Below are 26819 nucleotides of genomic sequence, written 5' to 3' on the forward strand. Positions count from 1 at the left end.
CGGCCTATATCTTTTACTTTTAAAATTTCTGTCCACAAGCCTGCAATGGCTACCTCTGTTTCAGTCTGCGGCGCTTCACTTTTCGGCCTGGTATTGAGTTCAAGTTTAGGTAGCGCCTTTCTATCGAGCTTTCCATTTGAGGTAGTTGGAATACAATCTATAAACATCATAAGCTTAACGACCATATATTCTGGTAGTTCACGATTCATTAATTCCGTCAATTCTTCTTTGAGAGTTTCGCTCGATACTGTTTGTGATTGGGACTTATTTAGACTGGTAACTAAATAAGCGACAAGCTGAGTGCTATTCGTGTTTTGTTTTTCAGCAATTACGACAGCCTGCGAAACTTGATCATGCTGTAAAATGACGTTTTCAATTTCACCTAGTTCAATTCTGAAGCCTCTAATTTTGACTTGGTGGTCAATACGGCCCAAGAATTCAATATTCCCATCAGATAGATGACGGGCTAAGTCCCCTGTACGATACAGACGACTGCCGGGTCGACGAGAAAAAGGGTTTGCAGTAAATGATTCCGCGGAAAGTAGTGGTTGATTGATATAACCTCTCGCTAATCCATCACCAGCGATCACTAATTCACCAACACTTCCAATTGGCATCAGATCTAAATCAGGATTTACGATAAACAATTGGGTATTTTGAATTGGCTTACCAATTGGAACTAAGTTATTTTCGGTGTCTTTTTGACAATGCCAATAGGAAACATCAATCGAAGCTTCAGTAGGACCATATAAATTATGTAGTTGAGTATTTGATGAATAATTAAAGAATCTATTTTGCAGCTCAATACTAAGAGCCTCACCACTACAGAACACTTGCTTTACCTTTTCACATCCGACCCAACTAGTTGTTTGAATAAATGTATCAAGCATTGAGGGTACAAAATGTAAAATACTAATACTATATTTATCGATGATGTCTGCCAAATACATTGGCTCTCTATGTCCGCCGGGCTTTGCTATCACTAAACAAGCTCCATTAACAAGCGGCCAAAAGAACTCCCAGACTGATACATCGAAACTAAATGGTGTTTTTTGTAACACTCTATCATTAACATCGAGTTGATATTGGTTCTGCATCCAATCGATACGATTGACTAAGGATTGATTCTCAATTGCGACTCCTTTTGGCTTTCCAGTGCTCCCCGATGTGTAAATAGCATAAACTAAGTTATTAGTTTTACTTTGGCTATTTTCAGATTTAACAAAACTAAAATCGCAGTGAATTAAGTCATCTATAGCAAGCGCATCTTCCCAGGAAATTGTGTTTTCAGCTATGGAACCTTCTTCCATATTTTGTGAGACAGTTAAAATCAAATTTATATTACTATCTTGGATGATGTAATTAAGTCGTGTTTCTGGAAGCTCTGGATCAAGAGGAACATAGAACGCGCCGGCTCTAATTATTGCCAGTATACCAACAACCATCTCAATCGATCTTTCTAGATACAAACCAACAGCAGACTCATTGGAGACTCCTAGTTCAGATAATCTTAATGCAAGTTTTTCGACTTTGACTAGTAACTCACCGTAGCTGATATATTCGTTGTCAAATGCCAGAGCGATTGAGTGTTTGTGACTTCTTGCTCGTCTATGAAACTGTTGATAAATAGTCTGCTCTATTGGATAAGCATAATCAGTTGAATTCCAATCAGTCAGCAATGTTCTTTTTTCTTCTTGGCGAAGATAAGGTAACTCATAAATATAATTAAGGCTTGCATCCGCAAATCCAGTTAGAATTACTTCGAAGGTCTTTGCTAGTCTGTCTATATCATTGGAATCATAATTCGATGATGAATAACCAAATTTTAACTCTAAGCGGCTTCCAGCCTGAACAATAAGTGTGAGGTCATATTCATATATCTCATCACTACCTGAACCTTTTACTGAAAACCCCAAGTTTTGCTTTTGATTTGATAAATTCGAACTAGCTAATTCTTTTTCTATGGGATAGTTTTCAAAAACAATTAGGGTGTCAAACAAGCTACCTACGGTTTTTGACCCAGATTGTTCTTGAATCTCACTGAGCGAAAGAAAACTATATGTCTCTCTTTGAATCTGCGCATTATGCAAAAATGTCAACCAATTTGCTATCAAGTCGCTTTGATTGATTTTTATTCTTATCGGTAAAGTATTGATGAATAGCCCTACGATCTTATCAACACCCTCTATATCAACATTTCTACCAGAAACTGTTTGACCGAACACCAAGTCGCTTTTATTACTATAACGGTACAGCAAGTAAGACCAAGCCGCTTGGATTAGCGTATTTAAGGTCACACCATAGTTTTTAGCTACATTTGTTAGATCTAAAGTTAGAGCTTCTGTTACCTTTACTGTTTTATCGCGGTATGTTGTTACTTTATTGAGATTTTTACTTTTATTAAGCGCCAAAAAGCTTGAAGATGTTATACCAGCTAATTGTTCATGCCAAAACTCCGTAGCTACTCTCTTTGGCTTGTTTTCTATCCACTCAACATACCTTTTAAAACTTACTCTCTGTTTAGGCTCAACATTTTCACCACGCCTTATCGCGATGTAGTTATTAAAAATGTCTTTTAGTACAATTGGAAAGCTCCAACCATCGAGTAGACTATGGTGGTGTGTCCAAAGCCAGCGATACTTATCGTCACTCAACTTAATTAAACTCATACGCATTAGAGGTGCACTATCAAATTTAAACCCCTTTGATTTATCACTTATACGTAGCTCTTCAAACAGCGCCACTTGCTCAGGTTTTGGCTTATCCCGCCAATCAAGACGTTCCCAAGCAAGCTCTACATCACTCAAAACCATTTGCAATGGCTGCTCTTGGTCCAAGGCAATAAAAGCGGTCCGAAAGATATCGTATTTTGACAGGATAATTCGCCATGCTTTCTCGAAAGACTTAGCGCAGAAATCACCATCAAAATCTAAACATACTTGAGTCGAATAGGCTCTATTATCATTTTCCAAAAGACTTTGCAGAACCATACCCAATTGCATTCCTGTGGCTGGATAAAGATCTTCAAGGTGCGGATACTGTTTTTGACACTGATCTAACGATATTTGATCAATTTTTGCTAGTGGAAAATCACTTGGCGTCAAGGTGTTTGCTACTGGAGCCAGGCAATGATTGATTATCTCACTCAATGTTTCACTAAAACGACTCGTTATCCTATCTATTTGGCTCTGACTAAAGTTGTTTGAGCTGTAATTAAACGTAAATCGTAATTGTCCCTCACTAACTAATCCATGAATATTAAGCAAATAACCGAATGGGAAGTTAATATCTACATCAGCGCCAGAACTTTCACCGGTTGGCTTAAAAAAGTTATCATCTTTTAACTGTTGATCAAACTGACCTAAATAGTTAAATACGATTGGAGAGCGATTAATACTCGATAACTTATCAATAACTTTGTCTTTAGACAAATAACGCAGCACACCAAAACTCAGTCCCTTATCTGGAACCGCTCTCAACTGTTCTTTAATCGACTTAATTACTTCCCCGACATGCTGGCAATTTACGTTTTTTAGGTTTAAGTTCACTGTATACAAACTGGTAAACCAACCAACTGTTTCGCTTAAATCAACCCCCTCAAATAATGCCTCCTCTCGACCATGCCCCTCTAAGTCTATTTGCACATTGTTTTCACCACTAAACTCTCTATACGCTAAAAACAATGCACATAGTAAGAGCTCTTGTACGTGTGTTCGATAAGCGCGAGAACTAAGACTTAGTAAATTTTCAGTCTCTCTCTCTGACAAACTTATAACGACTTGATTAGTTTGAGGGAGGTTATAATTATAATTTTCTTGGTCATTATTTTCAGGGTCAATTGAGCCTGCGACTAACTGTTGACGCCAATATCCAATGTGGTCTTTTATATCAGTAGCATTAGCATACTCGTGAATTTTATTCGACCAGTCCTGATAACTGGTAGTTTTTTCGCCAAGTTCAATCGTTTTAGATTCAAGCCATTGTCGATAGGCCATCTCTAAATCACTTAATATAATTCTCCAACTCACTCCATCTACAACTAAATGATGAATAACGATTAATAGTCGACTCTTCTCTGGGCGTTTAGCTTCCAAATAAACGATACGAATTAAAGCCCCCTGTTGAAGATTGAAACTAGATTTCACATTAAAACCGATTCTTTCGAGTTCTCTAGTTTCATCACTTTCTTGGTACTCGATTACTGAAATAGTATTTCTAACAAGATCCTCAATATCTTCTTCATATCTACCTATCCAACCAGTCTCCAGTTTCTCATAGCTAAGCCTTAAGGCGTCATGCCTAGAAAATAATGCTTTAACAAAACTTGGTAAAAAATCGCTAGAAAACTGGTTAGGTACAGACAAGACTTGCGACTGATGAAAATGGGAGGCTTTTTTGGCTTCTTTTCTAAAAAACCACTCTTGTATCGGAATTAAATTGGCCCTACCTACTGATGGTACTTGTTCAATGTAATGATCGTCGGAATGCGCAATGTTAGCTAGCCCAGAAATAGTAGGAAACTTAAATAAATCCCCCATACTAAACCTTAGCCCGGCGGCCTTCGCTCTAGCGACTAACTGAATCGATAATATAGAATCTCCACCTATCATAAAGAAGTTATCATCAACACTTATACTATCTATTCCTAAAATATCACGCCAAATATCGTAAATTAGACTTTCTTTATTTGTCGATGGTAAAAGGACATTATCCGAATGTCGTTTTTGTCGCAAGTTAAGTACTGACTTTACATCTAATTGATTCTTACTCGTCAGAGGGATTGAATCTAATGAAAATGACTCGCTAGGCAAGGATAATAATTCAGATTTTCGTCGTAGTTTGGCATTAAGGTACTTTAATATTTCAATATCACCGGAACCTTGAGCGCTTTTTTTAGGTTTCTCAAAAAATAGACAAGATGTTTTAACTGATTTTGATACCGCTACCGGTACCAGGTACGCCTTAGATATGGCAATATCTTTTAAATCTAATAGATGGACACCAGAATCGACAGAATAAGGTCTTTTATAAAGACTTAAATTTTTATCTTCTAAAAGCTGGAGTCTACTATCTGATAAGTATCGCGCTTTGTAATGTGTTGGATAAAAATTGAATGCGCAATCGCGATTATTTGCTGCGGATAAGCTTATGGCCACTTGTTCGTCGAATAGCGGCTTTTCTCCCCTAACATCTAGGCTACTTGATAAATATAGATCGCCAGTAATTCCAATCGGTACAATTTGATTATACTGATCAAGCACTACCAAATCTCTACTCATTTCCTGAACATCGGTCGCTAAATTCATTTTTGAGCAAGCCGCTTTAACATCAGACAGCACCTTACTAACCTGAATATTTTCTTTACCATTTAACAAAGCATTCAGTACGCCTAATAGTGCAAGAGTTGTATCTCCAGGGTAAGCATTAACTACCTCAACTAAAAACTCGAATCCTTTGAAATTTAACTGTAATAGGTTCAACAGTTTATTTTGCGCGACTAAACAAGAAGATAGTTTCCCATTATTTTCCGTTGTACATAGAGCTATAGCAAAGTCGCTTGGCTTAACTTCCACTTGAGGAATATCACAAGATATAATTTCTTGATTATCTGGGTATCTAGAGCCGGAACCTTCTTCCGAGGCATGATATAACCTTGATATTGACGTGTGCCTTAATAGCTTGTCGGCATATGATTGAGACTCACTACTAGACGGAACTAATAAAGATGTCACATTATGAAGTTCGACAAGGTGAGCAGCCCTAAGTATTGGCTGGCTTAAATCAATGCTTACCAAGGTCGCACCCGCTTTAAATACTGCAAGCATTGCAACTACTGACTCTATTGACGGTTGGGTAACGACTCCCAATCGAGAATTACCGGATATGCCCTGTGCAATCAAATAATTTGCTAAAAGATTTGACTGCTTTTCAAGTTCAATGTAACTAACTTTATTATTAAGTTCACTTGTCAAACAAGACTTGTCTGCTTTTTTAGCAACGACATTTCTAAACGCTTCTGCAACCGAATTGAAATTAAGTTTCGATACTTTTGATTTGTTATTGGCATTCCATGGTAGCGAATTATCAGTAACATTATAGTAAGGTATCTCCAACACGCTTTTAACTTCATTCTTTAGAAATGAATCTAATATAGTATCGAAGTGAGATAATACCTGTACTGCAGCATCAGGGTGCACTTTAGATTTATCAAAACTTAATGCTACCTTAATCTGTTCGCCGGGAATAACGACTAATGTAAGCGCATAATCGGTCCCTTCTTCGCTATGAATGTTCGTCAAATCAAAACCTAACTCCTCGTTGATAGGCGAATCATTTGTGTTTAACTCATCACCTAGTGGATAGTTTTCAAATACAATTAAGCTTTGGAAAAGTGGTGTTTTACTTGAGATTCGACTTAATTTTTGGATTTCGCTTAGCGGAAGATAACTATATGTTTCACGGCTAGTTTGACTTTGATTTAGGTTTCTTAACCAATCGCTGATTGTAGGACTCTCTGAAAAATCAACTACTACAGGCAATGTATTGATAAACAACCCAATGATACTTTCTACGTTGTCTAAATCGATAGAACGACCAGAAACTATTTGCCCAAATACTACGTTTTCGTCACCGCTGTATCTGTGTAATAAATAAGCCCAAGATGCTTGAAACAATGTGTTTAACGTAATCTCGTGCTGCTTTGCTAACTCCTTCAAGTTAGCTGTGCGTTGCTTGTCAAATATTATTCGTTCTTTGTGTAATCCTTTGGTACCTGGTTCAACTTCAAGCTGATTAACTTGCAAGTTGGTCGGCTTGGTGATTTTTCTTAACTCATTGCGCCAGAAATCTTTCGCGATATCACTATCTTGATCGATTAACCATTTAATATAATTACGATACTTAGTAACTGGAGGAAGTGAAACAGCGGTATTAGATCTTAGTTTCCGATAGACTTCGAAAAGCTCTTTTAATACTAAAGCTACACTCCATCCATCTAATAGACTGTGATGATGGGTCCATAACCAACGATAGTGACTATTTGATAACTTAAATAGGCTCATTTTCATAAGTGGAGCGCTGTTATATTCAAAACCGTTAGCTTTTTCCTTTTCTGATAAATCCCTTACAAACTGTGTTTGTTTAGATGCATCTAAAGCACTAATATCATTGATGTTCCAGTCTAATTTTACTGCGCTTAAAACTACTTGTAGCGCTTGTCTGTTTTCACCATTGAGTAGCGCGGTCCTAAAAATAGCATGGCGATCAACTAATTTTTCCCATGATGTTTTAAACACATCGGGTTGAAAACCACCCTTAAAATCTATTGATATTTGAGAAACATAAGCTTTATTTTCTTCATCCATTAGACTATGAAACATTAGCCCCATTTGCATACCCGTCGCTGGATATAGATCTTCCATGTTTGGATAGTCTAACTGCAATCGCTCAAGTCTTTTTGAACTGATTTTAGCTAGACTAAAGTCACTAGGCGTGAAACATTGGTTATCGATGGTTAAACAATGATTAATAATTTCTTCTAGTGAATTGTTATAAAGCTTAATTAGCTGCTGAATACTCGTCTCTTGAAATTGCTGCAAATAGTAATCTATTGCAAAGTACAATTGTTCATCACGAACCGAGCAGGTGAACGTCAACATATGATCTTGGCAACGCGAGCGACTGACATCCGGGCCATGTTCCTCGTCAGATAAAGAAAACTCGCTTTCTTTATCATCAAATTTTTTAAACTTTCCAAGATAGTTGAAAACTAAGTCAGCATCTAAAGCTGATAACTTTTCGTGATATTTTCCATTTGACAGGTAACGAAGTAAGCCATAATCAAATCCTTTGTTAGGAACATTACGGAGCTTTTCTTTTACAGTTTTAATAATATGCGAGATTTTCCTGTCGCTATCGTTTACACTTGATTTGAATGATACAGGATACATAGAAGTAAACCAGCCAACAGTTTCACTTAAATCGACGCCTTCAACCACTTCTTCTTCGCGGCCATGGGATTCTAGGTTGATGCGCAACGAATCCTTACCACTCCACAATTGATATGCCATAAACAAAGCGGCTAATAATAATTCTTGAGGCTGGGTATTATAGGCTTTACTGCAAACGGTCAATAAGTTATTTGTTTGCTTTGCATTTAACCTTCCTAACTTTCGCTTTACTGTCCCAAAACTTGGTAAATTGTCAGGTTGATTATCCGCTTGTATTAAATCAATTTTAAGCGCCGCTTCTTTTAGCCAATATTCCCTGCTAATAATAGGCTTACTGTCATTCGCGTATAAATTCACCAATTTAATCCATTCTTGATAGCTGGTGGTTTTTTCACCAAGCTTCACTCTTCGAGTTTGCTTCCAAGATCTATAGCTTTGTAAAAAATCCTCCATTAAAATACGCCAACTTACACCATCGCCAATAAGATGATGCATGATAATTAATACCCTATCTTTGACAGGCGAATTCATTTTAAAGTGAACGACTTTAAAGAGTGGCCCATCCATGAGATCAATATTTTCCTTAATCTGATTACACTTAGTAACAAACTCCTTTTCTAGGTCTGATGAACCGATATCAGTTAGGTCTACTTTAATTAAACTTTGAGCGATCAAGTCGTCAGTTAGGATCTTAAACTCTCCATGCCAGCCTGTTTTTTTCTTCTTATAAACAAGCCTTAAAGCATCATGACGTTCATAAACCGCTTTTAGAAATTTTTGTAAAAATTCAGAATTAAAATCATGAGGTACTTTTAATAATCGAGATAGTAAAAAATAATTAGATTCTTGACTTTTATTTTCAAAGAACCAATGATGCATCGGCAGTAAATCAACTTTACCTTTTGAAGATCTACTAGGATTTCTATTTTGTTCAAGCACCTGGCAATGCTTAGCTAAAAGCTTTATCGTAGGAAATTCAAAAACCTGACGGACATTGATTAATAGTCCTTCCAGCTTGGCTTTAGACACAATTTGTATAGAAATTATTGAGTCTCCACCTATTGCAAAAAAGTTTTCATTAACTCCTACTTGATCAACACCTAAAACTGACTGCCAAACTCGACATAGCTTATGCTCAACTTCAGTACACGGTGCTTCAAAATCGCTTAACTTTTCCCTTATATTAGGAATTGGTAAACGTTCTCTTGCCACCTTGCCGTTAATACTGAGTGGAAGTTTATCTAATACAACAATTTCGCTTGGAATCATATAGGTAGGTAAACAGCGTTTAGCGGCGTTTTCGAGTTCATCCTTGATCTCTTCCTGTCTTGACAGTTTATTTTGTTGCAGCACTACATAGGCTATTAAACGCTTGCCGACTCTGTTGTCTTCATGAACAATTACTACAGCACTTGTTACATCCGCTTGCTTTAACAACAAGCTCTCAATCTCCCCTAATTCGACTCGAAAACCTCTCAACTTAACTTGGAAATCCTTTCGCCCAATATATTCGATATTGCCATCATGATGAAATCTAGCTAAATCCCCGGTCTTATAGATGCGCTCACCTGCAACCTTACTAAATGGATTAGGTATAAACTTCTCAGCGGTTAAAGCAAATTTATTCAGGTAACCCCTAGAAAGACCAACACCACCAATAACCAGCTCACCGATACAGCCGATTGGTAACGGGCGAACTGATTCATCAACTATATAAAGGCTAATATTGTTTATCGCTTTCCCTATCGGTGTTGAAGAAAGCTTTGATTTTGCTTGGCAACGCCAATGGCTGACATCAATGGCGGCCTCTGTTGGGCCGTAAAGATTATCAAGGTAGCTATTTTCGCTTATCTCGAGAAATCGATTCTGCAATTCTGTTCCTAGCGCTTCACCACTACAAATCACTTGGCGTACACTTTGACAACCTTGCCAATTTGTAGCAAGAAGAAATGCATTTAACATCGGCGGAACAAAGTGTAATACACTAATTTTTTCGTGATTAATCAGTTTTGATAGATAATGTGGGTCTTTATGCCCATCAGGCTTGGCTAACACTAATGTGGAGCCACTGATTAACGGCCAGAAAAACTCCCATACTGAAACATCAAAACTATATGGTGTTTTCTGTAAAACTCTATCTTTCCCAGTTAAGCGATACTTTTCCTGCATCCATTCAAGTCGATTAACTAATGCTTTATGCGAAATTGTTACACCTTTCGGTTCACCAGTACTCCCAGAGGTATAGATTGTGTAAATTAACCCGTCAGTTAAATTATCATCTAATAAACTGCTCACTGGTAAATTGCAATAAGGATTGCGGTCGTCTAAATTTAGTAGTTCTAACTCGCTGTTATTCAAGTTTAAACTATTATCCTGGGCGGTTATATCTAATAATGATTGCGCTAGAGCCCCATGACTGACAATCAACTTTGCTCGACTATTTTTGAGAATAAAGCTTAGTCTGTCTGCAGGCGTTTCGGTATCTATCGGCAAGTAATAACCGCCAGCTTTAACGATAGCGGCCATCGCAATGACCATATCCAAAGATCTTTCTAAGAATAAAGCTACGCATACCTCATTTTTGATTCCTTTCGAACTTAATAGATGTGCAAGCTGATTACTTCGCCGATTAAACTCTAAATAACTTAAGTGATGATTCGCAAATACTAACCCTATGCTATCTGTGTTTTTCTCAGCTTGCTTAACTAGTAAGTTGGAGATTTTTATTTTATCTTGAAAGTCCTTTCCAGTCAGGTTCCACTTGTTGAGCGTTTTAACTTCTTCTTCAGAGATTAAACCTAGCTCATTTATTCTGGTCGGTGCACTTGAAGTTAGTTTTTTTACAACATTCTCGACTAAAACCTCGAAGTTTCGTAACATACGTTTTATCGTACTTAACTTAAATAACCCCTTGTTATACACCCACCTTATTATTATTTCTGGCTCAGAATCATTTAGATTTAGCTCTAAGTCGAATCTGACACTATTGACTTGATATTTTTGTAATTTTTTTATCAGCTCATCGTCCGCATTATTTTCGCTTTGCAAATTGAGCTGATTTCGCTCATTATTTTGTCCTGCAAATAATATTTGAAAAATCGGATTATGGCTGAGGTTACGCTCAGGCTGAACTTCATCCACTAGCATTTCAAACGGAATATGTTGGTAAGTAAATGCATCCAGTATTGTTGATTTGTTTCTATCCAAAAGCTCAAGAAAAGTGGGATTACCACTCAAATCGGTCCTAAGAACAACAGAATTGACGAAAAAGCCAATTAAACCTTCGATATCTTTATGGTATCTACCGGCTAATGGCGTTCCCATAATGACATCAGTTGAATTACTGTACTTTCCTACAAACAACGAGAAAATTGTTTGCATTAGCATAAAAGAGGTAACTTGATGCTCATCACATAGCATTCTAATGACTCGAGAAACCTCACTACTGAAGGACTGAGTGATTGAATTTCCAGCATACATTTGAGTACTAGGGCGGTTATAATCCAGCGGTATGTTATGTACTACAGGCACACTATCGAGCTGTTTTTTCCAGTAGGATAATTGCTTGCTTAATATGTCATTTTTTAACCATTGTCGTTGCCACACAGCATAGTCGACATATTGCACATTTAGCTCAGCTAGCTGACACGATTCACCATTCGCAAATGCTCGATAAAACTCGCTCAATTCTTTATGAAGAATACTCATTGACCATCCATCACTCGCAATATGATGCATAGTGTAGAGTATCAAATGTTCGCGCGTGTTTAGTTTTAATATTTTTACTCTTAATTTTAACGCTGACTCTAAGCAAAATTTGGTCGTAGCCTCAGCTCTAATATGACGTTTTGTCTCTTTTTCTTTTAGTGAACTATCTAAATCACTTAAATCTATAAACGTCAAAGGAACATCAAACTTGTTTACAACTTGCTGATAAGCCTTTCCGTCATGTTTAATATAATTTGTACGTATTACTTGATGGCGCTCTATTATACATTTTAATGCTTGCTTAAACGCTGCTTTATTAAACTCTTCAGTTAACAAAAACCAACCCGCAGCATTGTACTCACTACTTCCCTCCCCTAACTGATCTAAAAACCATAAACGCTGTTGTGAATAAGATAATGGTATTTTTTCAACACCATTTAACTTTTTAACAGGCGGCAATATAAATGAATCTTTTTTACTTTTAATAGCATCACTAAGACCAGCTATCGTTGGGAATTCGAACAAGACTCTAACTTGTAACTCGCACTGAAACTCCTCTCTAATCAGGCTTATTAACCTCGTAGCCATTAAAGAATGCCCACCTAATGAGAAGAAATTATCAAATATGCCGATTTTTTCCTTGCATAGTACTAACTCCCACAATCGACATATTTTTTGCTCGATTGGGTTTCTTGGTTCTTTGTATCCCTCTCTATTCAGAGCACTAACATCTGGAATAGGAAGTAGACTCTTATCGCCTGTCTTAAGAAAATATTCAGGCATTTCATCTAAAACGATAAATTGCTGGGGTAAAAGCCGACTTACATAAAACTGAGCCATATATTGTCTTAATTCGCGACTAAAATCTCGATTGACGACTGGCAAACCAGGGTAGTTAATCAGTCTCGACTGGGAGTAATCTCCTCGAGCGCGAACTTCAGGTAATTCAGTGCGACTAAAGATAAAGTCCAGCTTAGCTCTATTGCTTTGTGACCAAGTAATTTCTGAATGGTAACCATTATCTTTGGCAACAGCGCAAAGACCAAATATCTGACGACTTAGCTCCTTAGAATGCTTATTAAGCTCTCCTAATGCGTCAGACGGAGCGACAATCTTAATATCGTTTTCTTTACTTAAACTATCAACAAGGTTTACTAGGTCGGTTACCCTTGGATTTGGAATGCCGGAAACCCCAAACGATTCAAACGTCCCTTCTAGCAACAAAGACTTAACTTGACTCACTGAGTCATATTCAAGCCAATTTAAATTACATTTTTCTACCTCTTGATTACTCGAGCTTTCGACTGAAATGATGACGTCATAACGAAAACGCATCATTTCATTATCGCCAAAACCTTTTTTCGCTAAAATATTAACTCTTTTTATTCGTTTGAATTTAGATTTTAATCGCTCAAAATAAGTCGGACTTATTAGTAACTCTTGCTCTTGATGTAAACGCCAATTTACTCTTCTAGCAAACTCACGTTTAGACAAATCCTTAGTAAGGTGGCAACGCTCAATTTCCGCTACATGCTCGCTGTGCAAATCTAAATTACGTATATCGCCGATAAATATCTGCGCATTTGGCATAGCGCAAGAAAGCAAGTTTTCCAGCACTTTCTCAAAATACTGTTTACTCGGTAAATACGGTACGACTGAATTAATAACGATGGTATCAAATTGATCCGTCGCCCAGTTTTGGACGCTTAAAGCATCTCCGTGCTCTAATTCTACATGAGACCATCCACGCTCCTTAAGCTCGTTTTTCACATTAGCTAACGCACTAGCAGAAATGTCTGTTGCCTTTACATATTCACAGTCATTAGCATATCTAAATAACAACAACCCGGTTCCGCAACCAATCTCTAGCAAGCGCTTAGGTTTGAATCCTTGAATTCGCTTACAAGCTAAATCAACCCACTCTTCCATATCGTTGACCGGAATCGGTTTTTCCGTATAGCTACTATTCCAGCCACTAATATTTAAGTCGACAGTAATATTTCTTTCAGATTTATCATAGGTATCGTTGTAAAACGTAGACCAATGTTCTAATTGCTCATTTATATACTTTTCAGATAAGCTATCAATATAATCCTCAGATAGACTTACATGCGCTATTTGCAAATCATTTTTTTCACCATAATAACCAATTGACACAGCACCAACTGAGCCGTGAGTCAATAAGGTTGATTCCAATTCATACGCATTAATACTATTATGGTTATCAAAATATTTATTTTCTCCCTCTAAAGCAGCAGGTAAGAAAGGTACTATTTGATTTGGAAGATAGCTAAGCGTCTCCTTGTTTTTAAGCGCTTTTAATAACTCGGATTCTAATTGTGAAAACTTATATAAGTAATCCTTACTACTCTCTTCTAATGCGATATAGGCTTTGAGCTGCGGACATTGCAGTTGTTTCTTAGACACCACTACTTTAGCGCTGGCAAGCTGGTCACAATTAGACAGAAGATTTTGTAATCGAACTTTATCAGACTCAATTTGGTATAATTTAACTTGAAAATTTGATCGCGCAAATTCAAAATCATGGTTACCTTGTTTACGCACAAAATCTCCAGTTTTATAAACATAAAGATTTTCTTCGTCACTCGAAGAAACGCAAATTAACTGTTGAGTCTCAAAAAGCCTTTCGTGTTTCTCAATCAAAGAGTCTTTGATACCAAGTAGACATAACTCGCCAATCATGCCATCGGCAACAGGCTGCATGTGTTGATCTATAACATCGATAAATATTTCACTGTTTTGTGTATTATTAATAAGGTTATTGTCAACTAATTTTGCTAGTAGCTTGTTAATTGATGAGTTTTTAGGAAAACCCTGCGTATTTGAGAATAACTCAATAGGCGCAGGTGTGCTTTTGGCGTTTTTGATGAAATTCAGCTTGAAAACCGACTTTTGCGAATCGGGCTCCTTGCTCATTTCTAGAGCGATATCCTCTAATAATACCTCAAAACTAGATGCAAACTTTTGTATACTAGCCAGGTTAAATATCGAACGATTAAAAACCCAACTGAATGACAACTTATCTCCCATTTCAAAAATATGCAGTTCTAAATCAAATCGCGTTCGCATTCTTTTTGTAAAGGGTAAAATTTGTCGGCTTTGAATTTCACCTATTTCACTGAGATTGTTTTGTTGTGTTTCTAAATCTAAAAGTCCAAGCTCATTATTTTGACCAGCAATAACAATCTGAAAAAGTGGGTTATGACCAGTATTTCTCTCAGGCTGGAGCTCTTCAACGAGCATCTCAAATGGAATATGCTGATGGGTATATGCTTCAAGCATATCTAATTTATTTTGCGTCAACAGCTCTACAAAAGTAACGCCTTCAGTCAACTTTGTTCTTAACACTAAAGTGTTAACAAAAAATCCAATTAAATCCTCAATATCGGTATGAATCCTTCCAGCGATTGGCGCTCCCATAACAACATCGGCTTGATTACTTAAACGCCCTACCAATATAGAAAATGCTGTTTGTAAGAACATAAACTTGGTAACACTATTTAATTCACAGTGTTTTGTGATATTAGTAGTCAAGCCTTCGCTTAGTCTTTGATGAAATATTTCACCGTCAAATGACTGGTGCTTCGGCCTTTCTTTGTCCAGTGGTAAGTTATGTACTACTGGCAAATCAGTTAAGCGTTGTTTCCAAAACTCTAACTGCTGCTGTAGGGTTTCGCCCGACAGCCACTTTCTCTGCCACATAGCATAATCGGCATATTGTGTTTTAATGGGTTTAAGTGAAGGAATGTGATTATCTTTGTAACAACGGTAAAGCGCCATTAATTCGTTTTGGACTATACCTCGGGACCAACCGTCACTAACGATATGATGCATGGTGTATAAAATTAATGAAGATTTCTCAGAAAGCTTTAGTAGTTTTACTCGCAACATTACATCAAGACTTAAATCAAATGGAGTGTCGACCTCATACTGCATATATTTTTCTACTTCAACAGTTCGCTCACCTTCACTTAAGCTAGTTAAATCATGATATTCAAAAGGAACCTCAAAATCTTTTAAAATAACTTGTAGAGCTCTTCCCTTTGTTGAACGAAAGCATGTTCTTAAAGCTTCATGCCGATTAACAATTTCTTTAACCGCCTTTTTTAAGGCGTGTTTTTCAACCGACTCATTCAACAAGAAATGACTAGGCACATTATACTGGACACTACCCTCGCCAAATTGATCGATAAACCATAGCCTTTGTTGCGCGTAGGATAAGAGTAACGGCTTGTCTCGACTCGCTTTTTTAATCGAAGGTAGTACGAAAGAGCTTTTTGTAGCAGTTAATAGTCCCGCTAACTCTGCAATCGTCGGGCTTTGAAATAATTGATTTAAGGTAACTTCATTATTAAATTCCTGGCGAATCAAACTTATCATTCTCATCGCAAGCAAGGACTGACCACCTAGAGAAAAAAAGTTATCATTTATACTTATTTTCTTATGCTTTAAAACTTCACACCATATTTCGCTTATTTTAGTTTCAAGCATATTTCGTGGCGCAACAAAATTACTATTAGTTAAACCATCTTGTGAAGGCAATGGCAAATCAGCTAAATTGAGCTTTCCATTTGGCATCAGCGGCCACTGTGATAACTCAACATAATAATTAGGTACCTGATAAGAAGGTAAATTTAAACTTAGATGGCGCTTTAACGCTTCATTTATGACACCTTTATCTTTTCTATCACCTAAATCAGCATTTTCGTTGAGGATGAAATAAGCAATCAGTGCCAAGCTCTCTGAATTGACCTTTTTTGCTAACACGTGACAATCAGCGATACTTGGGTGTTTTTGTAGCTGATAGCTAATTTCACCTAATTCAATTCTAAATCCATTTACCTTGACTTGTTGATCTATTCTTCCGAGAAAAATTAACTCGCTATTGGCGTTCCATTTTACCAAGTCACCCGTCTTATACATTCTTCTTCCCGCTTTAGCGCAAAACGGGTCTGGTAGAAATTTTTCAGCACTTAAAGAAGGACGACGAAGATAACCTCTAGCAACCCCTAAACCGGAAATATATAACTCACCAACAGCCTGAGGTGGCACTAAGTTCAAGTTATCATCTAGTACATAAAGTTCGGTGTTCTGTATAGGTTGTCCTATTGGAAGAGAGTCACCAGTCATAGTATTTAGGCGTTGACCCGTTGGAACCCTAAAGTCACTAGAGCCTACCACGGTTTCCGTAGGGCCATAATGATGAATAAACACTGCCATAGGAAGTAGATTATTACTCCACTCTTTTATTAACTTCAACGAAGCCGACTCGCCACCAAACACGATTATATGGCGTGTTTTGACTCCATTTTGTGTCCTAAATAGGTCTTTAAGTGCGCGAAGGTGTGAAGGAGTAAATTTAAACAACAGCGGGGCGCTACTTAAAAATATTTTGTCATATAAATCATGTAATAAATTATCTCCTTCTCTTAATATTTCAACTTGCTTGCCGACTAATAACGGAGGGAGCAAAGAAGTGACAGTTGCGTCAAAACTAAGAGTGTTACTAACAACTGAACCTAAAACGTCTTGCTGAAGGTAGTTTTTGATAGAATGCTGGAGGTAATTTATCAATCCAATCTGATTTATCAACGTGCCTTTGGGTCTACCGGTAGAACCCGAAGTATAAATCACATACGCTAAACTATTCGCATTACACTCGCTATTTGTGTCTAAGTTCGAGTTTAGATGCTTTGTTAACTTGAGCCGAATTAATTTATTATCAACTGCGACTAATTCGCCGGAAAAACTGGCTTGAATCGATTGAGCTAACTTTTCATTCGTAATAATATGCTCTACGCGACTATCATCAAGCATGAACTCTACCCTACTATCAGGATAGCTTGGGTCGATTGGTAAATACGCGCCGCCAGTCTTTAATATCGCAAAAACACTTATTAATGTTTCTAAAGATCGTTCTAAATAAATACCGACAATTTTGTCAGCGGCTACACCATTTTCCCTCAAATATCTAGCCAATTGATTGGCCTTTTGATTAAGCGCGCGATAAGATAAGTATTCGCAATCACACGCGACAGCAATTGAATCTGGCGACAACTCGACCTGACGTTCAAACTCGACATGCAAACTATCGCAGTTTCTCGCATTTAAATTAGTCTTATGTTCGCTATCAGTGAGTTTAATCTGAAGGCTTTCCGAAATTGGGGATATTGCATCTAAGCTTTCATTAGGCGAGCCAAGCAATATTTTCACTAATCTTTTTAGAAGCGTATTAAAATAATCAAGAACGTTTCGTGAGCCTATTTCAGATACCGCTTTAGATTCAATATAAAACCTCCCAGCTTGATTAGTTATTGCTAAGACAAAAGGCAAACTACTTTTCATATCCCATTGAGCTACTTCTACGCCTAAGCGCAGTTTTTCCTCCTCACCCGAATACTGCTCTTTTGAGTGTCGATAATTAATAAGACTGCTGTACAAAGGAATGCTATCTTTAAGATTACTACAACCATGTGCGAGACCAGCCGAGGCCTGTTCCATTGTCATTAGCTCTTTTAGACTCGAGTCGATTTCATAAACTATTTCGGCAACAGTTTTATTAACCAGGTTTACACGTATAGGTAACGTATTGATCAATAGACCCTGAAGGCTATCGATGCCTCTAAAATCTTGTAATCTTCCCGAAAGAACAGTGCCAAACACAACATCGCGCTTAGTTGAACTACTTGCCACAAATAAGGCCCAAGCCAAATGAAATATAGTCGCTGGACTAATTTGAAAGCGCTTGGCAATTTCAAGAATATCCGTTGAACAATCTTTTTCTAGTAGTTGCCTTGTTACCTCAGTAGTTGCTTGATCAGTATATGCAATGCTAAAAGGTAATGATGGCTCATTAACATCACCAAGCATTCGAGTAAAATAATTCTCAATGTCAATATTGATGTTTTTTAGTGTATGGTTCACAAAATCAATATAACTTGGATTGTATATATCTATTTGCGGCTTACCGCTTATGATTATCGCTATTGCCTCGTTGAGTTTGTCGAGACTTACTTGATCTGTAATTAGGTGATGAATTCTTAGGTCGAGGAAACATTCGTTCTCATCAGGTAATGTGATTTGCTCGAGTCTAATTAAAGGAGCGGTTGAAATATCTATCGGAATAACTTTATCAAACTGGCGATTTAACGGTTGCGAATCATCATTATTTAATTTTTCTTTAGCTTTTATCAGGCTGAGCTTAGCCACACGATTAATTACTTGAATAGGCTTAGAGAGCCCATCAAAATGGAATGAACTTCTAAGCGCCTCAAATTTATCTACGCATAACTGAAGTGCGTTTACATAATCTTCAAGTTCACTCAAATCCTTAAACTTAAGTAGTAACTTTAAAACGTAGCTATCTAACTCGGAATTATTCAGATAATTAAAGAGTAACCCTTCCTGCATAGGCAATATTGGTAAGATAGCCTCAACCTCATTGTCTTTACCAGTAACCTGCTCGTAAATGGTATTTACTTCTTCAGTAGATAGTTCTAGGCATTCATGGCATCTATTCTTTTCGTTGCTCCCTTTCTTCTCGAGCTCATTAGCTATTGTCGCTGGCCTGTGATCCGCTGTAACAATTTGATTATCAGCATTGTCCGTTATTTTTTGAGCCAACGATCTTATATTGAGGCATTCCACAACCCACTTAATGCCGCACTCAATGCCTCTGCTAGTTAATCGATTAACAACTTCTGCAAATAGCAAGGAGTGACCACCCAGCGCATAAAAGCTATCGGTTACACTTATCTTTTCTTCATCAATAAGTAAAATATCGCTCCAAATACTGAGAATAGTTTTTTCTATCTTCGTTTTTGCAGGAACAACGTCTTTCATAGAGGAGAATTCGCGCTCTGAGAGTGCCTTCTTATCGATCTTTTTGTTAGCCGTCATTGGTAACTTATCTAAGTTAACAATTTCATTCGGAATCATATATTCCGGAAGTGACTTAACGAGTATAGTTTTTATAAAACGACTATCTTCGTTAACGGATTCAACAGGCTTCTTACTAACCCAATAAGCAACTAAAATATCTTCATTTCGCTTGTTGCTTTGTTTTATAACAACACAAGTATCGACTATATCGATAGCGTTAATTGTTGCTTCTATTTCTCCTAGTTCAATGCGATAACCTCGAACCTTAACTTGATCGTCTTCCCGTCCAATATACTCGAACTCGCCATTTGGAAGCCTTCTCGCTAAATCACCTGTACGATAAAGTCTATGACTCCCCCCTAAAATATGGGGGAGCATGACAAATTTATCAGCCGTTAAGGAAGGAGCATTTCGATAACCAAGCGCTACACCATTACCACCGATATATAGTTCACCAATGACATAATTCGGTAAGATATATTGTTGAGAGTCTAAAATATAAAACTGAGTATTGTTAATCGGCATTCCGATATTAACATTATCTTGAGACTTCAATCTTTTGACCGATGACCAAACACATGTTTCAGTGGGCCCATACATATTCCATAATTGAAAGTTTGATCTTGATACAAATCTTTGCGTTAGTTCGCGAGAAATTGCCTCACCACCACATAAAGCGAGAAATGAATAGTTAAGCTCTGGGAAGTCTTTGAGCAGAATTTGCCAGGTTGAAGGGGTAGCCTGAATAGCGTTAATGTAATGCTGACTTATTAAACGATAAATTTCTTTTGGTGAACGAACACTTTGTCTATCGGCTAAAACTACTTTTTCACCGCAAATCAATGGTAAGAAAAACTCTAATGTATGGATATCAAATGAAATCGAAGTAATTGCCAGTAGGTTACATCCTTTTGCCAAACCAGGTTTATGTTCCATTGATAACAAAAAGTTAGTTAAACTGTGATGCTCAATCTCTACGCCTTTCGGCTTTCCAGTTGAACCAGAAGTGTAAATCACATAGGCTAGATTACCTTTATGATTACTATTTTCTGTCAGAATCTTACTAGATGATTGGTTTAGCTTTGAGAGTAGGATAGAATTAAAGACTATTGTCTTTTCATGATTAAAATTTAGTCTGTCATGACTATTGTTGTCGCAGACTAAAAAATTAACATTCGCATCTACTAGTATGTATTCTATTCTCTCTTCCGGAAAACTAGGATCTAAAGGCACATAAGCCGCACCAGCCTTCATAATTCCTAAAATAGTAATCAGCATTTCTGCTGATCGATCCATATATACTGCAACTGTGTTTCCGGCTTTTACCCCAAACTTGTTTAAGTAATTAGCCAAAGAATTAGTAAGTTGATCTAAGCAACGATAGGATATATGAGCATTCTTGTATACAAGCCCTATTGCGTCTGGCTTTAGATTAGCATGCGGCTTGATCAATTCATAAAAGCGAGATTCATACTCTTTTGCTTGATATTTTAGGTCATTATCTAGCTTTAATTCTCTTATTTGTTCTTTATTAAGTAATGAGATCTCAGCAATTGGTTGGTCTGGCGACTCCATCGCTCCATCGAGAATATTAATAAAACTAAGTGTTAGCTGGGAAATGAGGTCTTCTGAGTACAAATCGTTTCGATAAACTATCTTGCCGCGTAAAGTATCGCCTTCAGGTTGCAATACAAGCTCTAGATCGAATTGGCTTTCTTTTATATCTAAGTCAATAATCGAAAATTTAGAGTTCAAAAAATTATTCGAGTGTATTTTTATATTTTGATATGAGAATAAAACTTGTACTAAAGGCGAATGCAGCGAATTGGGTGCGCACTTGATCTCTTCGACCAGACTTGAAAGCGGTATACTATAATCCTTTAATACACTGCTACAGTTACTCATTGATTCTTCTAACATTGATATAAATGATGCTTTAAGATCAAGCTTTGTTCTTATCGGTACAACGTTTATAAAATAACTAATGATATTCCTAAATTTAGTTAAATCCCTGTTTAAATTAGGAACACCAATCAAGAGATCCAATTGATTTGAGTACTTTGAAATAAGGACATTAAAAGCTAAGAACAATACTGAGAATGGTGTAGATTTGTTCTTGCTAGCAAACCTACTAATTTTTTCACTTAATGGCAAAGGAACGTTAAAAAAGTGCGAACAAACCTCGTATTCTCTTTGGTAAACTTGACTTTGCGACTTTGGTAAATTGACGATTTGGTTTGAGCCGCTTAAATACCCCTTCCAAAAATCAGTAACTTCGATATCGACTGGCCCGCTACTCTTTTGGCTATCAAAATATACTTTATATTGATTACTAGTGCTAATCTTCGTTAATGGATTGTGTTTTTTTAAACTTTGATATATATCGTTAAGCTCTTCAAAAATAACTTTTATACTCCATCCATCACACACAATATGGTGGATCGTTAAAAATAAAACGCCGCTTTCTGAGGAGCTTTTAACTAACTTTATTCGTATTGGGGGCTGATTAAATAAATCAAATGCTTGGTAAGATTCCGCTCTCCCGATTTCACAGATCGCAGTCTCTCGTTGTGCTTCGGTTACATGAGATAAGTCATAGAGTTCAAAATCTAAGGTAGAAACATCAGGTAAATATAAATCGGTAGAATTCTCTTTAAACCGGCATTTTAGTAGTGGATGCCGCTCACAGAGCACTTCCATCGTATTACTAATTAATTCTAAATCAAACTCATCGTTTAAATAGATTTGCATCGGTATATTGTGAGCAAGCCGACCTTTCTCAAGTTGCTCAACAACAAGCATCGCCTTTTGATTTTGAGATAGCGGGTATACCTTAGCTTGTTTTAAATCTACTTCGTTAAGACTTCCAATGGTTTTGCGATAATTAGTTAAACAAAATGCTTTTTTTTTATCGTTATTACCAGTCGACAAGCTCTTATCGCAACCCTCAGAAAATTCTTTTGTATTTAAGAAATAATCTGCGATAGACTTTATGCTATTAAAATTTAAAAGAAAATCTGGAGTTAGCTTCGTCTTAAAGGCTTGTTCAAGCTCACATTGCAACTCTAATAATTCCATTGAATCTAACTCTAACTCATCTAGACTAGCTTCCATATTGAGAGAGCCAATTTCACGCGGACTAATTATTTCATTGATACAATTTCTAATAACCTTAAGCGTTTGTTCTGCGGCATCACAAGCGTATGCATCTGGTAAATCATCAATCTTACAAGCTCGTTGGTTAACGATCTTTTCAAAATATTCAATAATAGTTTCAAATGAATTGTTACTTATTAAAAAGTCAGCAGATAATTTTGTGTTAAATTTTTCTTCAAAAGCGCACTGAAGCTCTAATAACTCCATAGAATCTAAACTTAGATCGCTCAGCAAGGTTTCCCTAGTGAACAGTGACCCTTTTACCACTGGAATCAGTTTTGTCACTGTTGAAAATACAGTTTCTTCGATTTCGACTTCTTTGAACTCTTCTTTTAAGGACGCTTCATAGTCATTATGATTTACGCTAGCCTTTTGTGATTCTGTTTGAGTTGAAAAATACTCAATAACCTTACCCAACGTATCGTTTACAAATAGAAAATCAGAATCTAGTTTAGTAGAAAACTCACGCTCTATAGCAAACTGAACTTCTACCAACTCCATGGAATCTAATCCAGAACAGGAAAAATTTGTTCCCGAGCACACTTCATCCAGCTGTTCGCCGTTTAAGACTTTCTCTAGTATGGAAACTAATTTAGTCCGAGTATCAGTTATTTGCTCAGATTCCGCTCCTGAAGAGTCAGGCGAACCATTATCGTTGAATGAAGAGTGAATTCTTTTGATATAGTGGCTAATTTGATCGACAGTATCATATTCAAGTAAAAAATCAGGCTTAAGTTTAATCGAAAATGACTTCTCGATAATGCATTGAACCTCTAGTAACTCCATAGAGTCAATTCCAATATCATTGATCGATTGACCTTGAGCTAAACTACGACATTTTTTGGGGTTAATCACATGAGCGATTTCACGTAATAACACCGCTACAATACCATCTTCTGTTTGGTTGAATAATGAAAGTTCTGAATCCTCATTGTTACTTACCGATAATTGCGTATCTACAGGGACCGAGTCAATCTCTTCGATATTTTTTTTATCTTTTTTTGCAACCAAAATCGCTTGACTAGCTTCTTTGGGATTCTTAATAAACGGTAATGTATAGGCCTTAAAACCAACATATTCTGAATCTAAAAACGCCTTTTCCCATCTAGATACATCGAGTAAGCATGAACCTGGTAAACGATTTTCTGGATCTTCAAATAACCACCACCCATGTAATAGTCCACCAGTGTACAGTAATAAATCTTTCATCCTGGTGTATTCGTTTATAGCGATGATACCATCAGGATTAAGTAATTCTTTTACCTGAGAAAGCGTATATTTTATATATTTTGTATCATGCAATACATTAGAAGCATAAATAATGTCATATGATTTTGAGTTCTCTAAGGAGAGGTTTTCAACATCAAGGACATCAAATTTAATATTTGGATATTTATCCGAAAACTTTTGTTTTCCATATCTTACAAATGAACTAGAGATATCCGTATATGTAAATTCAATAAAATCAAAGTATTCTGACAAAGACTCTAAAACATTTGTTGTCGCGCCTCCAGTACCTGCACCCACCTCTAAAATTTTAATCTTAGAACCCGCTGCTTTATTAACCTTGAGTAGCGCATATTGTCTTATCACCTCGGCTAGTACCGAATTAAAATAATCTGAAACTTTATCACCTTTAAATATCGCTTCAAAAGACTCCATTGATGCATTCGGAAAAATAGCTTGATTAGCTGTCATCTTACCTTGCAAGACGTTTTTGAAGTTCCCTAGTCCGAGCTCCATTAAATTTAAAAATGAAACATAAAACGGAAACTGTTCTGTATACCTTTTACTAAAAACTGGAAAATCTTTGGTGATATCTAACAAAAGCTGAGAACAATTTTTATCGATAATCGAAAACTCTCTTAAATTCTCATCAACCTTTACAACCCCTATCCTTCCTAGCAAGTTTACGAGCTCATTAAATAATCTATAATACTTTGGTAAGACATTAAATTTTATTAGTAACTTATCAATGGAATATTTTCGTGAATAATCAAGCTCTAAACCCATTTGAGCGAGCACTGTCAACAACCAGCGTCCCCCAAAAGACTCTAATTCTCTCTCTGCAAGAAGCGTATCATCTTCAGGGCCTATTGAATAAGTCGAGATAAACTTATCAATATATTTCTCAACGGGAAGATCATCACTTTTAGTTTTATAGGTATATACAGCCAAACTAGCGTGCTTCAAATTATCCAATTTACCCCTTCCGCCCAAAACATTATGCGCAGAGACAAAATCGAGAAAATCATTTAATTCCTCAAGGGAGACTCCGCTTTGTGTTTTAACAGATTCAACATATAACTTTCCATCAATTGAAATCAAACTAGCTATCGCACAAAGCTTATCCTTAATAACGAGGCCGTACTGAAAAGAGGAACTCTGTTTTATTCTTGAAGTTAACTGAGTTTCTGGTAAGACACCATCTAGGCAGAAGCAACTATCCATATCTCTTATTAAATCTACATCCTTTAAAACTAAATGCCTAATTTGATAGTCTTTCTTTTGAAAATAATTTAAGGTAATTCGGCTAAATGGCAAAAATTTAGGATATTTATTACTGTATTCAAGATTTGGAAATAATCCAACTTCAGACGCACTAATTAAAAAGGCAGTTGCATCAGTTAAGTATTGCCTAGAAAAACCATGATACGCATCAAAATAAAGATTCTCGCTTCTATCAATGAACTGATTTGTGACGGTTGCAGGCAAACTATGTACTTCTAGTAAAACTAGTCCATGCTTTGAATCTAAGTCAGCCCACTTCTTCAAATGTTCGACTAAGCTTTGCATTACCTTTTTCACCGGTATCAAATCACCAGCGTGATCAACGCAAATCGATTGATAGGTATTATCTAGTCTCTGATGCTCTTGGTTAACATTAATAGTTTCATTAAACGGACGATCATGATCTAAAAAAGAACGAACATGTAAGATATTCTCTGGATCAGTTATACCTTTATCAATAAGGTCGACAATCATTTGCTGAGGATCACCGATATCACCGCGCAAAGTCATATGATCTATTGAGTTTAAGGTTTTTGACGTTTCTAACAGCGCTTTTTCGTTATAATCAATACCAATTAAAATCACTGGAAATTTATCTAACGCTTCACCACGTAACGTTTTTTCCTTAATTGTTAAATATATTTTTTTTAAAAGGTCGCCGTTTCCACACCCCATATCGGCAACGTACTTAGGTTGCTCTGAATAGTCTCGATTATCAAAGATTGATATTACAAGTGATTCAATTTCCTTAAAGTACTTTTCGTGTTGAAAGCCGCTCCCTTGTACATTTAACGTTCGGTCAATATGAAGTTCATGGCCTGCTTCATCTCTCTCGAAAACTTGAGAATGCTTGCCTGAAAGTAGACTAGGTATATTTTGAATCATTGGTTTATAGGATGCTACAGTAGCGGCGATATAAATCCTATCAAATATAAACTTACCAACATTAGTAACTTCATAATAGTCTTTTTGTTTATTCACCCAAGCTTTACTAATGAAATACTCTATAATTTCCTTTTTAAAAATTGAAGATGCAATGTCAAGCTTAAGTTCTAGCGATTGTTCGTCAACCTTCTGATACGTCAGTAAACTATGTTTCTTGAGAGCTAATAATAAAGATATAATCAATATACCATCTAGCATATCTGCTATTAATTCATTGTCTAGCTGCCATCTATTCGAAGAGCGCTCTAACCACGTTGTTAAACCCGCATCACTGTTACTATTTACATAGTCTTCCATCGGAAAATCTAACAGCATTAAAATTTCGTTAGGTATTAAATGTCTTTGTTTAGCGTTTTCTAACAAGCGATATTCATTAGCATCGTTTTGTTCAATCCAACCGAGCGACTCTAATGATCGTAGGGCGATTTTCAAATGGCCGCTATTTGCCTTGAGAGTCTTAACAAGTTTATCAAAGTTACAATATTCATCTGCTGTAAGACAATCAAACACCCCTAGCTCTTGAGCAGCAAGAACCGTTGGTATGATTACATAACCGTGTTTGTATCGATTGATAATTTCTAACATCTGAATAACGCCTATATTAACACTCGAGATCTTTCATTAACTTTTATGGATTTATTTAAGCAA

At 36.6% G+C, this 26819-nt stretch carries 1 protein-coding gene (cut by a window edge); it reads right to left on the minus strand.

Going from position 1 to position 26819, the window contains the following annotated elements:
* Positions 1–26756, minus strand: the 5' portion of a protein-coding gene (locus FLL45_RS05400) for a non-ribosomal peptide synthase/polyketide synthase (RefSeq protein WP_142940953.1). It extends 220 nt beyond the left edge of the window; only the first 26756 of its 26976 coding nucleotides appear in the window; its start codon is at positions 26754–26756; its stop codon lies off the left edge, out of view.
* Positions 26757–26819 lie beyond the last annotated feature (63 nt).

The organism is Aliikangiella marina (assembly GCF_007004765.1).
In the GTDB taxonomy this organism is placed as follows: Bacteria; Pseudomonadota; Gammaproteobacteria; order Enterobacterales; family Kangiellaceae; genus Aliikangiella; species Aliikangiella marina.